The following is a 14,264-nucleotide window of genomic DNA, read 5'->3' as shown; positions in this document are numbered from 1 at the left end:
GATGTGAACCCCTACACTCCAACGAAGAGGAGCAATTCCATGGCCATCATCGATGCCATCCACGCGAGGGAAATCCTTGATTCCCGCGGCAATCCCACGGTCGAGGTCGAGGTCCTGCTCGACGACGACACCTTCGGCCGCGCCGCCGTCCCCTCCGGTGCATCCACTGGCGCCTTCGAGGCCAACGAGCGCCGTGACGGCGAGAAGGACCGCTACCTCGGTAAGGGCGTCCTCCAGGCCGTCGAAGCCGTCATCGAGCAGATCCAGCCCGCGCTCCTCGGCTTCGACGCCGCGGACCAGCGCGCCATCGACCAGGCGATGATCGACCTGGACGGCACCGAGAACAAGTCGAACCTGGGCGCAAACGCCATGCTCGGTGTCTCCCTCGCCATCGCCCGCGCAGCAGCCGAGTCCTCGGCCCTCCCGCTCTACCGCTACCTCGGGGGACCGAACGCGCACGTCCTGCCGGTCCCCCTCATGAACATCCTCAACGGTGGATCGCACGCGGACTCCGACGTCGACATCCAGGAATTCATGATCGTCCCGCTCGGCGCGCAGACCTACTCGGAGGGCCTCCGGTGGGGCGTCGAGGTCTACCACGAACTCAAGTCCGTGCTGAAGGAGAAGGGCCTGGCGACGGGCCTCGGCGACGAAGGCGGCTTCGCCCCGAACCTGCCGTCCAACCGCGACGCACTGGACCTCATCACCACCGCCGTCGAGCGCGCCGGATACACGCCGGGAACGGACATCGCGTTCGCACTGGACGTCGCCGCCTCCGAGTTCTACAAGGACGGTGCGTACCAGTTCGAGGGCAAGTCCCTCAGCACCGAGGAGATGAGCGCCTACTACGTGGAGCTCGTCCGCGACTACCCGCTGGTCTCCATCGAGGATCCCCTCGACGAGGAGGACTGGGAAGGCTGGAAGCACCTCACCGACTCGATCGGCGACAAGGTGCAGCTGGTCGGCGACGACCTGTTCGTCACGAACCCGGTGCGCCTCGCCCGGGGCATCCAGAACAACACCGCGAACTCGCTGCTCGTGAAGGTCAACCAGATCGGCACCCTGACCGAGACGCTCGACGCGATCTCGATGGCGCAGCGCGCCGGCTACACGACGATCACCTCGCACCGCTCCGGCGAGACCGAGGACACCACGATCGCCGACATCTGCGTCGCCACCAATGCGGGCCAGATCAAGACCGGTGCGCCCGCCCGTAGCGAGCGCGTCGCCAAGTACAACCAGCTGCTGCGCATCGAGGAGGAGCTCGACGACGCCGCACGCTACGCCGGCCGTGCTGCCTTCCCGCGTTTCACGGCGTAGTTGATCCGCAGTTGATCAGGAGGGCAGTTACCCTCGTTGTACGGACTTCGCAAGAAGTCCGACGCGAATCTACGCGAAAGAATGAACGAGGAGCTTCATGACTGCCCGCCGCCCCAACGTGCCGCGAGCCGGCCGTCCGACGCCGGCGGCGGAGGAACGGTCGGACGCGGGGACGGCCAAGGGCCAGAACCCTGGCCGTGGTTCCCTCGGAGCGGGAACCACGGCCCATGCCGGAGCAGCATCACGGGCAGGTGCCCGCGGGCAGGGCTCCCGATCTGTCCAGCCGCGCGACCCCGGATCCACCGCGCGCAAGCCGGCGACGCCCCGCGCCGCAGGTCCCTCTGCGACGAAGGATCCCCGTGACGCCGGAAGGAGCACTCCCTCCAGGCCGCGCCAGGCCGGAGCAGCGGGAGCACCGGCATCGGCGCGGGCCGGCGCCGGCGCTCCCAGGGCCGCTGCCACGTCGGGTTCGGCGTCGGAGATACGGGCGGCCGAGAGGTCGCAGCTGGCCGGCAGCATTCGCCGCGGGCGGCTCGGGTCACGGCGAGCCGAGTCACCGATCCAGCCTGCCGAGGAAGCGACGCCCATCCCAGCGAAATCCTTCTCCGGACGCCTGCTCGCCCTCGCCGTCGTCCTCATCGCCGTGATCGTGCTCCTGGCGCCGTCTGTGAGCCGCTATGTGCAACAGCAGTCCGAGTTGGACGCCCTGCGCGCTGATATCGCTCGGCAGCAGCAGGAGCAGGCGGACAACCAGTCCGAGCTCGCACGGTGGGATGACCCCGCGTTCGTCAAGCAGCAGGCGCGCGAGCGGATCTTCCTGGTGATGCCGGGCGAGACCCGCTACCTCGTAAAGGGCGGAGCAGGCATCGAGGAGAGCACCGGCGAGGGATCGGCAGCCGAGCCGGCGGACTTGCCGTGGGTGGACTCCCTGTGGAGCTCGGTGGCGCGCGCAGCGACGGACTGAGCGTCAGGCGGCTGTCCCTCCCGGAGCGAGCTGACGGCCTGTCGAGAAACGGACGCCCTCCCAGGGCATCCCAGGAAGGAACAGTGTGACCGAGCAGGACCAGCAGGATGAAGGGGGCAGGCGGCTTCGCCAGGCCCAGGTTTCCAGGATCCCGAGCGAACATGACCTCGACGTCCTCAGCAGACAGCTCGGACGTCCTGTCCGCGACGTCGTCGAGATCGGCGCGCGATGCGTGTGCGGAAATCCGCTGGTCGCCACGACGGCCCCCCGACTGTCGAACGGCATTCCCTTCCCGACCACGTATTACCTCAGCCACCCGGTCATCACGTCCGCGGTGTCCCGCCTCGAAGCCGACGGCGTCATGACCGAAATGAGCGACCGCCTCACCTCCGACGCCGACCTCTCCGCCGCGTACCGTGCCGCCCACGAGGCGTACCTCGCCGCTCGGGACGCCGTCGGAGAACGGGCAGGGACGGGACACGTTCCGGAAATCGACGGTGTCTCCGCCGGCGGCATGCCGACGCGGGTCAAGTGCCTCCACGTGCTGGTGGGACATGCCCTGGCAGCCGGACCGGGCGTCAACCCGCTGGGCGACGAGGCAATCGATCGGATAGCGCCGTGGTGGACGCTCGAGCGCTGCTATTGCGACGGCGCCTGGGACACCACGGGCCAGGCACCCGATGCCGACCTCAGCAGGCATACCCTGACCCAGGGCCTGAGCTCCGAAGACCTCGCGGCGAAGCGCGAAGCCAGGAGGCGCGGCGCAGCAGCGGGTGATCCGGCAGCCGATGCCGGGCCTGCGAACCCTCCGAAACCCCTTCACACCGCACCAAGCGAGGAGATCTGATGCGCACAGCTGCCATCGACTGCGGCACCAATTCCATCCGCCTCCTGATCGCGGACATCGAGGACGGTGTCCTCACCGACGTCGTGCGACTCATGCGCGTGGTGCGCCTCGGCGAAGGCGTCGACGCGACCGGGCGCCTGTCGGAGGCGGCACTCGGACGTACCTTCGCGGCAGCGGAGGAATACGCAGCGCTCATCGAGCAGCACGGTGCCCCGCCCGTCCGTTTCGTAGCAACGTCGGCATCGCGCGACGCCGAGAACCGCAAGGTCTTCGTCGACGGTATCCGGGCGCGCCTTGGAGTCGAGCCCGAGGTGGTCTCCGGTGACGAGGAGGCGCGTCTCTCCTTCGATGGAGCGGTCAGCGTCCTCGCAACGGCCGATGACGAGACCGTCCTGGTGATCGACCTCGGTGGTGGCAGCACGGAGTTCGTGGCGGGCACCACCGAGGGCCTGATCGCCGCCCGGAGCACCGACATGGGCTGCGTCCGCTACACGGAGCGGTTCCTTCAGGACGACCCGCCGAGCCCGGCGCAGATCGAGGCCATGACCGCCGAGGTGGGGCGGCTCATGGACGAGGCCGCAGCCGAGGTCCCACTGGAGCGGATCACGAAGATTGTCGGTGTCGCGGGAAGTGTGACGACCGTGACGGCGCACGCCCTCCACCTGCCCGGCTACGACCCCGACAGGATCCACGGGGCCGAGCTGACCACCGACGCCATCTCCGCAGCGGCGTCGGACCTCCTGCACCTGTCACGCGACGCGCGGGCGGCGCTGCCCTACATGCACCCCGGACGCGTCGATGTGATCGGTGCGGGCGCCCTGATCTGGATGTCCATCGTCGAGCGCGTCACCGCCGTGACCTCCGGACGCGTCGCCACCGCCATCGCGAGCGAGCACGACATCCTCGACGGCATAGCGCTGAGCCTCGCGGAGCGGGACGGGTGAGCTGATGCGCACCCGAACGCGGCTGGCCATCCGGGCGGCAGCGGCCGGCGTCGTGGTCCCGGCCGTGCTGTTTCCTGGCGCAGTTCCGGCCTCCGCCGACGACATGCGGGCCAAGGAGTACTGGCTCGAGGATTACGGCATTGCCGAAGCATGGAAGAGCACGCAGGGCGAGGGCGTCACCGTGGCCGTGATCGACAGTGGGGTCGACGGCACGCATCCCGACCTCGCGGGCGCCGTCGTCGGGGGCACCGATGCCTCGGGCGCGGGCGATCCCGACGGGCAGCGTGGTATCGGCGAGGTGCCGGGCCACGGGACCCTGGTCAGCACCCTGCTCGCCGGGCGAGGGCACAGCGACGAGCCCGAGGCCCCCGGAGCCGGCCCCGGATCCACGTCCGAACCCAGCCGTGCCGGCACCGGCAAGGCGACGCCGCCGGCAAAGCCGACGCCGAAGCCGGAACCGTTCAGCCAGTACGGCGACGGTCCGGACGGGATCGTCGGCGTGGCGCCGAAGGCCGATCTCCTCGCGGTCTCCGTATGGATCGAGGGACAGAGCAGTGGCCCGAATCCCGCCGGTATCCCGGTCGATCAGCAGGTGCCGAACGCCGTCCGCTGGGCCGTGGACAACGGAGCCGACGTCATCAACATGTCGCTCGGCAGCACCAGCACCGCATGGCCCGAGAGCTGGGACGAGGCCTTCCTGTATGCCGAGCAGAACGACGTCGTCATCATCGCCGCCGCGGGCAACCGTGCCGGTGGCCTGACGCAGGTCGGAGCGCCCGCCACCATTCCCGGCGTCCTCGCCGTCGCCGGACTCGACAGGGCGGGCCGCGCGAGTACCGAAGCGTCCTCCGAGGGCATCAGCATCGCTGTCGCCGCGCCGTCGGAGAACCTCGTCGGAGGACTTCCCGGCGGCTTCTACGCCGACTGGTCCGGGACCTCGGGCGCTGCTCCCCTCGTGTCCGGCGTCGCCGCCCTCATCAGGTCCCGGTATCCGGACCTGTCGGCGGCGGAGGTCGTCAACCGCATCGTCGACACGGCGAAGGACGCCGGCGAGCCGGGATTCGACACCCTGTACGGCTTCGGCGTCCTGGACGTGGCTGCCGCCGTCGGTAAGGACATCACGGTGCCGCAGGAGAACCGCCTCGGCAGCATGGAGGAGTGGATCCAGGTCTACCGGCGTGGCGGGCAGGTCCCGGCGCCGCAGCCCGCCCCTCCGAGCGAGGTACCGGTGGAGGTCCTTCCTCCGCCGCCGGCACCCGAGGCCGAGGATCCGCTCCGGTCGGTGCATGACGTCCCGGCTCTGGTGGTGCTCGGATTCGGCGGCCTGATGCTCGCCGTCATCGCAGGTGGAGCCCTGCACGTTGCGCGGGTCCGGGGACGTCCGGCAGTGGTTCCGGAGGACGATACCGGCACCATCGAACGCGTTCCGGACGCGGCGGGCGAGCAGGCGTCACGAGGTGTTCCCGGAGCGCCCCCGAGTTAGTGAAGATTTTCACAAACTCCGGTAACATCGAGGAATGGCATCGAATCCACATTTCTCCGACCGCCCGCGCGTCCTCGTCGTCGGCGGCGGTTACGTCGGCCTCTACGTCGCGCACAGGCTTCAGAAGCAGATCAAGGACCACGGTGGCATCGTCACCCTGGTCGATCCCCTGCCCTACATGACGTACCAGCCCTTCCTCCCCGAGGTCGCCGCCGGAAGCATCGAGGCGCGCCACGCGATCGTGTCCCACCGCAAGCACCTGCGGAAGACCGAGCTGATTTCGGGCAAGGTCACGTCGATCGACCACGCCGGCCGCACCGCAACCATCGCTCCGACAGGCGAGGGTGAGCCCTTCGAGCTCGCGTACACCGATGTCGTCGTCGCAGCAGGATCCATCACGCGCACGTTCCCGATCGAGGGTCTCAAGGACCAGGGCATCGGGCTGAAGACCATCGAGGAAGCGGTGGCGCTACGCAACCGGATGTTCGAGCGCATCGAGACCGCGTCCGTCATGCCCGAGGGTCCCGAGCGCGAGCGCGCCCTGACCTTCGTCGTCGTCGGCGGCGGTTTCGCAGGTATCGAGACCATCACCGAGATGGAGGACGCTGCCCGCGAAGCCGTCAAGGCGAACGGCCGTCTCAGCCGCTCCGACCTGCGCTTCGTCCTCGTCGAGGCCATGGGACGCATCATGCCGGAGGTCACGGCCAAGCAGGCCGAGTGGGTCGTCGGACACCTCCGGTCACGCCAGATCGAGGTCCTGCTCAACACCTCGCTGGCCAGCGCCGTCGACGGCACGCTCAAGCTCATCAACATGCCGGACAAGACGCCGGCCGACGAGTTCACCACTGACACCCTCATCTGGACCGCCGGCGTCCAGGCCAACCCCGTGGTCCGTTCCACGGATTTCCCGGTCGATGAGCGCGGCCGCGTCCGCGCCTCGTCCGAACTGCGCATCACGGGCGATGACGGACCCATCGACCATGCCTGGACCGCTGGTGACGTGGCTGCAGTTCCCGACCTGACCGGTGGGGGAGTGGGCGGCTTCTGCGTGCCCAACGCCCAGCACGCCGTGCGCCAGGCGAAGCTGCTCGCAGCCAATATCCTCGCCTCCAACCACGGCATCGGTGAGGTCAAGGAATACCGCCATACCAACCTGGGCGCCGTCGCCGGCTTCGGCCAGTTCAAGGGTGTCGCGAACATCATGGGCTTCGGCATGAAGGGCTTCCCGGCCTGGCTCGCGCATCGTGGATACCACGGCTTCGCGATGCCCATGTACGAGCGGAAGGCGCGCGTCATCATCAACTGGAGCATGAGCTTCCTGTTCGGTCGCGACCTCGCGCCGATCTCCGATCTCCAGGAGCCGAGGCGCCAGTTCCGCGAGGCGGCCACCCCTCCGGCGAGGAAGGACACGGCGCTGCAGAGCCAGCCGCCGACACCTGCGGGACAGGCTTCAGCGGCGAAGGCTTCCGCCTGACGCACCAGTTCCACTCGAGCGCATGAACGACGGCGGCCACCTTCGGGGGTCGCCGTCGTTCTGCGTCTGCCGGTTCGAGGATTCGTGTTTCCCGGGAGATCCTCCGGCATCCCTCCACGTTCACGTCGTCGAGTCGCCTTCCTGTCCGGGGTAGGCTGATGCCGCGGCCGGCCCCAGTAGCCCAATGGCAGAGGCACCAGACTTAAAATCTGTTCAGTCAGGGTTCGAGTCCCTGCTGGGGCACCCTCATCGGCAGGAGCGCGCTTGCATCCCGCATCCACGGATCGAAAAGATGCCCCGAACTGCATCCACTGTCAAGAGTGCTTTTGGCCGCCTGTGATGAGCGTTACAAGGATGTAACCCTATTCCCTTATCTCAGACACAAATTTCGATTAGCTTTTCTACAAGCCAGGAACACCTGGCAATCGCATCAAAGGCAGCAAGAGCCTTTCGGTCGAGGAGACTAATTGATGATTGCAACACGCAACTCCGCGCGGTTCGGCATCGGGGAGAATGCCCCGCGCACGGCGAAGGTCGCTGCCCTGAGCCTGGGTATCGCGCTCTTTGCCTCAGGCTGCGGCGGCGGCGGAACCACGGGTTCCGAAGGCGACGGTGCCGACACCGAGACCAGCGCTGCTGCTGCTACGTCGGCGCTGGCGTGCCCCGAGAGCGAAGGCGGCACCGGCGAGGAGCAGGGCGAGAAGGGTGATCCTGCCGCCGTCCCGGCCGCCACGACAACCAGCCCGGAACCCCTCAAGATCGGCTCCATCTTGCCGACCACCGGCACCCTCGCATTCCTCGGCCCGCCAGAAATCGCAGGCGTCAACCTCGCTGTCCAGGAAATCAACGAGGCCGGCGGCGTCCTCGGACAGGACATCACGATCACCCACCGTGACTCCGGCGATACGACCACCGACATCGCGACCCAGTCCGTCGGAGACCTGCTGTCACAGAATGTCAGCGCCATCGTCGGTGCCGCGTCCTCGGGTGTCTCGAAGACCGTCATCAACCAGATCACCGGCGCCGGCGTCGTGCATTTCTCGCCCGCCAACACCTCCCCGGAGTTCACCACGTGGGACGACAAGGGCCTGTACTTCCGCACCGCTCCCTCGGACGTGCTCCAGGGGCGCATCCTCGGCAACTACATCATGGAGTGCGGCGCCCAGACCGTCGGCATGATCACCCTGAACGACTCCTACGGAACCGGCCTGCAGACCAACATCCAGGAAGTCGTCGAGGGCGCGGGCGGGCAGGTCGTCGGCAACGAGATGTTCAACACCGGCGACTCGCAGTTCTCCAGCCAGGTCGACGCGATCGTTGCGGCTAAGCCCGACGCGATCGTCCTGATCACCTTCGACGAGGTCAAGAGCATCGTCCCGCTGCTCGTCGCGAAGGGCATCGACGCCGGCTCGATTTTCATGGTCGACGGCAACATGGCCGACTACAGCAAGGACTTTGATCCGGGCACGCTCGAAGGGGCTCAGGGGACCATTCCCGGCGCTTTCTCGGGCAAAGGCTTCCAGGAGGCGCTGCTCGCCACCGATCCAGAGCTGGACAGCTTCTCCTATGCGGGCGAGAGCTACGACGCCGTGAACCTCATCGCGCTCGCCTCCGAGGCGGCGGGCAGCGTCGAGGGCACCGCGATCGCCGCGGAGCTCGAAGCGGTCTCGAAGGACGGCACCAAGTGCTTCGACTTCGCAGGCTGCGTGACGCTCCTGCGCGAGGGCGGGGACATCGACTACGACGGCATCTCCGGTCCTGTCTCCTTCGACGAGAACGGCGATCCCACCGAGGCTTCGGTCGGCATCTACGAGTTCGGCGCCGACAACGCTTACCAGCCGAGCCGCTCCGAGTTCGGAAAGCTCTAGCACACGTCGGGCCGCCCCGGTAGGTAGCACAAGCACAAGCACACGGAGGCCCCAGTCGCCCTTCCCCTCGGAAGGAGCAGCTGGGGCCTTCGTGCTGTGCGCATAGCACACCGACCCTGGCCGGCCTGGAGAACGCCTGTTGGGCGTCTACCCGTTGCCAGCCCTGCAGCCAGTGGGTCAGGCGTCCCCTGGTTCACGCCTGGAGAGGGCGTAGGAGGGCTCGCGGACCGTTCGGGACCAGTCGTACGTTCCGGCACCGGCCAGGGGGTGCAGGACGGCGTCGAAGCGCAGGTCCTTCTCCTCACCCTGCGGGTCCAGGCGGAGCGTCAGGGTACCGAAGTGCTGCCAGGGGCCGCGCGGTGTCGCGAAGTACAGGCCGAGCTGCCACGGAACGGCCCCCAGGACGCGCTCGAACGCCCGCAGCGAGGAGGGCAGGCCCGAGGGGGTGAGCGTCCGGGCCCCGAGCAGCACGGGGCCGTGCTCGCCGCGGTACGGCATCATCGTGGTCAGGGGAGCCCGTGAGGTGCGGAGCCGGGGGACCAGGGCGAAACGCGCCGGGAAGGACCACCCGGTCGAGGACAGCAGGATGTCCGAGAACGTCGACGGTGCCGGGGCGGCTTCCGGATGATGGATCCGCACCGCGAGGCCGACGATGTCCGGCAGCCCGTCCGGAGTCCCCGCCGATCGTGAGACCCGTGCCGTGGCCGGGCCCGCGCTCGGCTGGTCGATCCATGAGATCCCGCTGCGGAGGCCATGGTCGTGGACCTCGACGTCGCCGTCGAGCCTCAGTCCCCGCGCATGGATGGGGCGGTGCCGGCGTACGTGCTTGATGCCGCGGAACAGGACCTCGAACCCCTTACCGATCGTGGTGCTGGCCAGTCCTGCCATGTGTCCGGCGTCCTTCCGTCGTCCTGCCCCGTCTCTCTTCCCCCAACGTAGCGGTCGTTAAACGGCGGTGGGCAGAACCGCTGCCGGTTCCGCCCACCCCTTGCGCTTTGCGCCCGGGTTACTCTCGCACCCGGTGAATCACCGGTCCCGGCTCAGGCGGTATCCGCGAGCGTGCCGAGGTAGAGCTGGATGACCTTGGGGTCCTTCATGAGATCGCGGCCGGTGCCCGTGTACGCGTCCTTGCCCTGGTCCAGCACATAGGCGCGGTCGCAGATCTGCAGGCATCGACGAGCGTTCTGCTCCACCATGATCACGGAGACGCCTGCCCGGTTGATCTCATGGACGCGGAGGAACGTCTCGTCCTGCTTCACGGGGGAGAGGCCCGCAGACGGCTCGTCCAGCAGCAGTACCGCGGGATTCATCATCAGGGCACGACCCATGGCGACCATCTGCCGCTCTCCACCGGAAAGTGACCCGGCGCGCTGAGCCTTCCTCTTCCCCAGTTCGGGGAACAGCCCGGTGACGAAATCGAAGCGCTCCTTGAAGTCCTTGGGTCGCTGGTACATACCCATCTGCAGGTTCTCCTCGATGGTCAGCGTCCCGAAGACGTTGTTGTTCTGCGGGACGAATCCCACACCGCGGCTGACGAGCCGATTGGCCTTCAGCCCGGTCAGGTCCTGGCCGCGCACGACGACGGTGCCCGAGTGGACCTTCACCAGCCCGAACATCGCCTTCAGGAGCGTCGACTTGCCCGCACCGTTGGGGCCGATGATGCCGATCAGCTCACCGCGCCGGGCTTCGATGCTGCAGCCGTTGAGGATGTTGACGCCGGGGATGTACCCCGCGACGAGATCGGTGACCTTGACGACGGAGTCGCCCTCGAATTCCTCCATTACTTCGTCTCCTCATCCTTGTGGGTGGAGCCCGCGGCGCGTGCGCCGCCGACCTCCGTGACGCCCTGGCCGAGGATGCCCTCGTCCTCGGTTCCGACGACCGAGTTCTCGTCGTGGGCCAGCTCCTCCTCGAGCCGCTCGATGCCCGTGGAATCGCCGAGGTCGACATCGTGGTGTGCGCCGAGGTAGGCGTCGATGACGGCCTGGTCCTTCATCACGATGTTCGGAGGACCCTCCGCCACGACCTTGCCTTCGGCCATGACGACCACCCAGTCCGCGATGTGGCGGACCATGTGCATGTCGTGCTCGACGAAGAGGACGGTCATGCCCTCGGCCTTGAGGTTCTTGATGTGATCGAGGAGGGACTGCGTCAGCGCAGGGTTGACGCCCGCCATGGGTTCGTCGAGCATCACGAGCCGCGGGCGCACCATGAGTGCCCGCGCCATCTCGAGGAGCTTCCGCTGTCCGCCCGAGAGCGACGCCGCGTAGTCGTCGCGCTTGGTGTCGAGTTTGAACTTGGCCAGCAGCACCTCCGCCTGCGCGGTGATCTCGCGCTCGCGCTTACCCCAGATGCCCTTGAAGAGCGCGCGGGCCAGGCTTTCGCCCGGTTGGTCCGTGGCCCCGAGCCTCATGTTCTCCATGACCGTGAGCTTGCCCATGACCTTGGTGAGCTGGAAGGTGCGCACCATGCCCATGCGGGCGACCTTGTGCGAGGCCACCTTCGCCAGCGGCGTGCCGTCGAACTCCCAGTCACCGCTGTTGGGGATGTCGAATCCGGTGAGCAGGTTGAACAGGGTGGTCTTGCCGGCTCCGTTGGGTCCGATCAGGGCCGTGATCTTGTGCCGGGGGATCTCCAGGTACTCGACGTCGACGGCGTTGATGCCGCCGAAGCTGCGCGTCACGTTCCTCGCGACGACGATGGGATCCCGCTTGCGGCACCCCGGACCCGCCTCGTCGGTGGTGATCGGTTCGGAGTCCGTCATGTGGTCGCGCTCTCCCGGCGACGGCGACGGCGGGGATCCGGCCGGGTGTTCCGAGGGGGACGCAGGGGAGCCGACGTTGACGGCGTCCCCGCCGACGGCGTCCTGGGGGGTGTTCGCCGCATGTGCGCCACCGGTGGACCGGGCGTCGTCGTCGGGAGTTCCCGTGGTGTCGTGTCGATTGCTGTCGTCGTGGTTGCCGGTCATGCGAACGCCAACTCCTTCTTGTTGCCCAGGACGCCCTGCGGCCTGAAGACCATGAGCAGCATCAGCGCCACACCGACAAGGATGTAGCGGAGCTGGCCGGCCTGTGAGTTGGTCAGGAACGTAATGGCGCCGACCTCGATCGCGCCGTAGAGCAGTCCCTGCGTGAGGGAGAGCACCACCCAGAAGATCATCGCGCCGATGACCGGCCCGAGGACGGTGGCCATGCCGCCGAGGAGGAGGCACGTATAGAGGAAGAACGTCAGTTCCGTCGCGTAGTTGGCAGGCTGCACGGCGCCGCGGGGGAGCGTGAAGATGATGCCCGCCAGGGATCCGAGGACTCCGCCGATCACGAGGGCCTGCATCTTGTAGGCGTAGACGTTCTTGCCGAGCGAGCGCACGGCGTTCTCGTCCTCGCGGATGCCCTTCAGGACGCGCCCCCAAGGGCTACGCATCAGGAGCCAGACCACGAGGCAGGCGATGATGACGACGCTCCAGCCGACGATGCGGATCCAGAAGTCCCGCTCGTTCATTCCGAGCGGACCGATGTTGTATCTGCCGGGAGGGAACGGGTTGAGGCCGTAGAAGCCGCCCTCGAAGGCCGCGAGCCCGTTGGCGGAACCCGTGACATCCGTGAGGCCGTTCGTGGTCACGATATAGCGGATGATCTCAGCTGCCGCGATGGTGACGATCGCGAGATAGTCCGCCCGGAGCCGGAGGGTCGGTATGCCGAGCACGATCGCGAAGACCACCGACGACAGCAGCGCCACGAGGACCGCGACGGGCAGCGGCGCGTTGAAGGAGAGGGTCGAGATGGCGTACCCGTACGCGCCGACGGCCATGAATCCGGCCTGTCCGAAGTTCAGGAGGCCCGAGTAGCCGAAGTGCACGGCCAGGCCGAGGGCGGCGAGCGCGTAGGCCGCCGTCGTCGGGCTGATCAGTTCGCCGAAGGCGTTGACGAGGATGTTTCCGAAGTCCATGGGGAGCCCCTAACCTATGCGCTCTCGGCGGCCGAGGATACCCTGCGGCCGGAACAGGAGCACGAGAATCATGATCAGCAGCGCCCCTACGTACTTGAGGTCTGCCTCGAGCCAGATCGTGGAGATCTCCACGAACAGCCCGACGATGATGGAACCGACGAGGGCGCCGAAGACGGTGCCCAGACCGCCGAGAGTGACGCCGGCGAAGATGAGCAGCAGGATCTGCTGGCCCATGTTGTAGGAGACGCCCGGGCGGTAGTAGGCCCAGAGGATACCGCCGAGCGCTGCGAGCATCCCGCCGATGACCCAGACGATCCGGATCACGCGGTCCACGTCGATGCCGGACGCTGCAGCCAGCGCGGGGTTGTCGGCCACGGCGCGCGTGGCCTTGCCGATCCGGGTGCGGAGGAGGAGGAACGCGACCACCAGGATGATCACGAGGCTCACGATGAGCGAGGTCAGGTTGTTGCGGGAGATCGATATAGAACCCAGGTTGATGATCTCGCCCTGCGAGCCGGGCAGCTGCTGCGTCGCCCCGCCGAAGTTGAACTGGATGATGTAGCGGAGCGCCAGGGCGAAGCCGATGCTCACGATCATCATGGGGACCAGGCCGGTGCCGCGGTGCCGCAGCGGCTTCCACAGCGCGGCGTCCTGGACGTAACCGAGCAGCCCGCCGCCGATGACGGCGAGCACGATCGCCACGGCGATGGGCAGTCCGGCGGACGCGAAGGCGAAGGCGAGGACGGCTCCCACTGTCACCATCTCGCCGTGGGCGAAGTTGGTGAGCCCGGTGGTGCCGAAGATCAGGGAGAGGCCGACGGCGCTCAGCGCGAGGAGGAGACCGAAGCTGAAGCCCGCCAATGCGCGCTCGGCGAGGGTATCCAGGAAATTAGCCTGCTGGGAGACGATGCCCTCACCGAACAGGAACAGGGTCGTCGCGCTGGAGGTATTGGCGAACGTCACCTCACGGGGGTTCTCCTGGCCCTCGGCGAGTGTGATCCCGTCGGGAAGGGTGTCCTCGTCGATGGCCACCTCGTAGGTGCCCTGCGCGGGGACGCCGATCCTCCAGGCGCCGTTCGGGCCGGAGGTGGCTTTTCCCTCGAAGCCGTTGCCGGTCGCGGTGACCGTCACGTCGGCGATGGGGCCATCGACACCTCGCAGGACACCGCGGATGTTGTTGTCGAACTCCTGTGCCTGCACAGCGGTCGCTGGCTGCACCTGGTGTGTCGCCGGTACGGGCAACTGGGGAGACGCCTGCGCCGCGGGGGCGCCGAGCAGCACGATGGCCAGGAAGCCGAGCACAAGGAGCAGCGACCTCCTGATCCGTGCAGGCGTCGATAGGGTGATCAAAATGGGAACCTCCACGGTGGGGGCAGGCCCGGCGGCCAGGCGTCGGGATCAACTGTTGTGACGAGTGTC

General features: G+C 67.7%; 12 protein-coding genes and 1 tRNA gene. 8 read left to right on the top strand and 5 right to left on the bottom strand.

What is annotated here, in order from left to right:
• Positions 1 to 39 precede the first annotated feature (39 nt).
• The 8 genes from eno to D6T63_RS07235 all read left to right on the top strand — a co-directional run bounded on the left by eno (position 40) and on the right by D6T63_RS07235 (position 8,900).
• The gene (eno, locus tag D6T63_RS07270; protein WP_120148331.1) at positions 40 to 1,320 is read left to right on the top strand and encodes a phosphopyruvate hydratase; all 1,281 of its coding nucleotides are present in this window, start codon (positions 40 to 42) and stop codon (positions 1,318 to 1,320) included.
• Between the two features lie 97 nt (positions 1,321 to 1,417).
• Positions 1,418 to 2,284 (top strand): FtsB family cell division protein, encoded by an 867-nt coding sequence (locus D6T63_RS07265; protein ID WP_120148330.1) that lies wholly within the window; start codon positions 1,418 to 1,420, stop codon positions 2,282 to 2,284.
• 85 nt (positions 2,285 to 2,369) lie between these two features.
• A complete protein-coding gene (locus D6T63_RS07260) occupies positions 2,370 to 3,131 on the top strand; it encodes a DUF501 domain-containing protein (protein WP_182976914.1) in 762 nt (253 codons plus the stop codon).
• A complete protein-coding gene (locus D6T63_RS07255) occupies positions 3,128 to 4,075 on the top strand; it encodes a Ppx/GppA phosphatase family protein (RefSeq protein ID WP_120148328.1) in 948 nt (315 codons plus the stop codon). The genes D6T63_RS07260 and D6T63_RS07255 overlap by 4 nt, the downstream gene beginning before the upstream one ends.
• Before the next feature lie 4 nt (positions 4,076 to 4,079).
• Complete coding sequence (locus D6T63_RS07250; protein ID WP_120148327.1) at positions 4,080 to 5,558, top strand: S8 family serine peptidase; 1,479 nt, start codon at positions 4,080 to 4,082, stop codon at positions 5,556 to 5,558.
• 34 nt (positions 5,559 to 5,592) lie between these two features.
• Positions 5,593 to 7,032: an NAD(P)/FAD-dependent oxidoreductase gene (locus D6T63_RS07245; protein ID WP_120148326.1), complete on the top strand. Its 1,440-nt coding sequence runs from the start codon at positions 5,593 to 5,595 to the stop codon at positions 7,030 to 7,032.
• Between the two features lie 170 nt (positions 7,033 to 7,202).
• Positions 7,203 to 7,275: transfer RNA gene (locus D6T63_RS07240), tRNA-Leu, on the top strand.
• A 227-nt stretch (positions 7,276 to 7,502) separates the two neighbouring features.
• Positions 7,503 to 8,900, top strand: a complete 1,398-nt coding sequence (locus D6T63_RS07235) for an ABC transporter substrate-binding protein (protein ID WP_120148325.1) — start codon at positions 7,503 to 7,505, stop codon at positions 8,898 to 8,900.
• Positions 8,901 to 9,077: 177 nt separating this feature from the next.
• Here the strand turns inward: D6T63_RS07235 and D6T63_RS07230 are convergent, their stop codons facing one another.
• The 5 genes from D6T63_RS07230 to D6T63_RS07210 all read right to left on the bottom strand — a co-directional run bounded on the left by D6T63_RS07230 (position 9,078) and on the right by D6T63_RS07210 (position 14,195).
• Positions 9,078 to 9,788, bottom strand: coding sequence for a hypothetical protein (locus D6T63_RS07230; protein ID WP_120148324.1), 711 nt, complete (start codon positions 9,786 to 9,788; stop codon positions 9,078 to 9,080).
• Positions 9,789 to 9,940: 152 nt separating this feature from the next.
• Positions 9,941 to 10,681, bottom strand: coding sequence for an ABC transporter ATP-binding protein (locus tag D6T63_RS07225; RefSeq protein ID WP_120148323.1), 741 nt, complete (start codon positions 10,679 to 10,681; stop codon positions 9,941 to 9,943).
• Positions 10,681 to 11,664: an ABC transporter ATP-binding protein gene (locus D6T63_RS07220; protein ID WP_120148474.1), complete on the bottom strand. Its 984-nt coding sequence runs from the start codon at positions 11,662 to 11,664 to the stop codon at positions 10,681 to 10,683. Before D6T63_RS07220 ends, D6T63_RS07225 begins: the two co-directional genes overlap by 1 nt.
• A gap of 200 nt (positions 11,665 to 11,864) precedes the next feature.
• Positions 11,865 to 12,845 (bottom strand): branched-chain amino acid ABC transporter permease, encoded by a 981-nt coding sequence (locus D6T63_RS07215; protein WP_120148322.1) that lies wholly within the window; start codon positions 12,843 to 12,845, stop codon positions 11,865 to 11,867.
• 9 nt (positions 12,846 to 12,854) lie between these two features.
• On the bottom strand, positions 12,855 to 14,195 hold the full coding sequence (locus tag D6T63_RS07210) for a branched-chain amino acid ABC transporter permease (protein WP_120148321.1): 1,341 nt from the start codon (positions 14,193 to 14,195) through the stop codon (positions 12,855 to 12,857).
• Positions 14,196 to 14,264 lie beyond the last annotated feature (69 nt).

The organism is Arthrobacter cheniae (assembly GCF_003602275.1).
GTDB lineage: Bacteria > Actinomycetota > Actinomycetes > Actinomycetales > Micrococcaceae > Arthrobacter_D > Arthrobacter_D cheniae.
The sequence above is the reverse complement of the archived record's forward strand: the minus strand, read 5'-3'. Positions and strand labels throughout refer to the sequence as shown.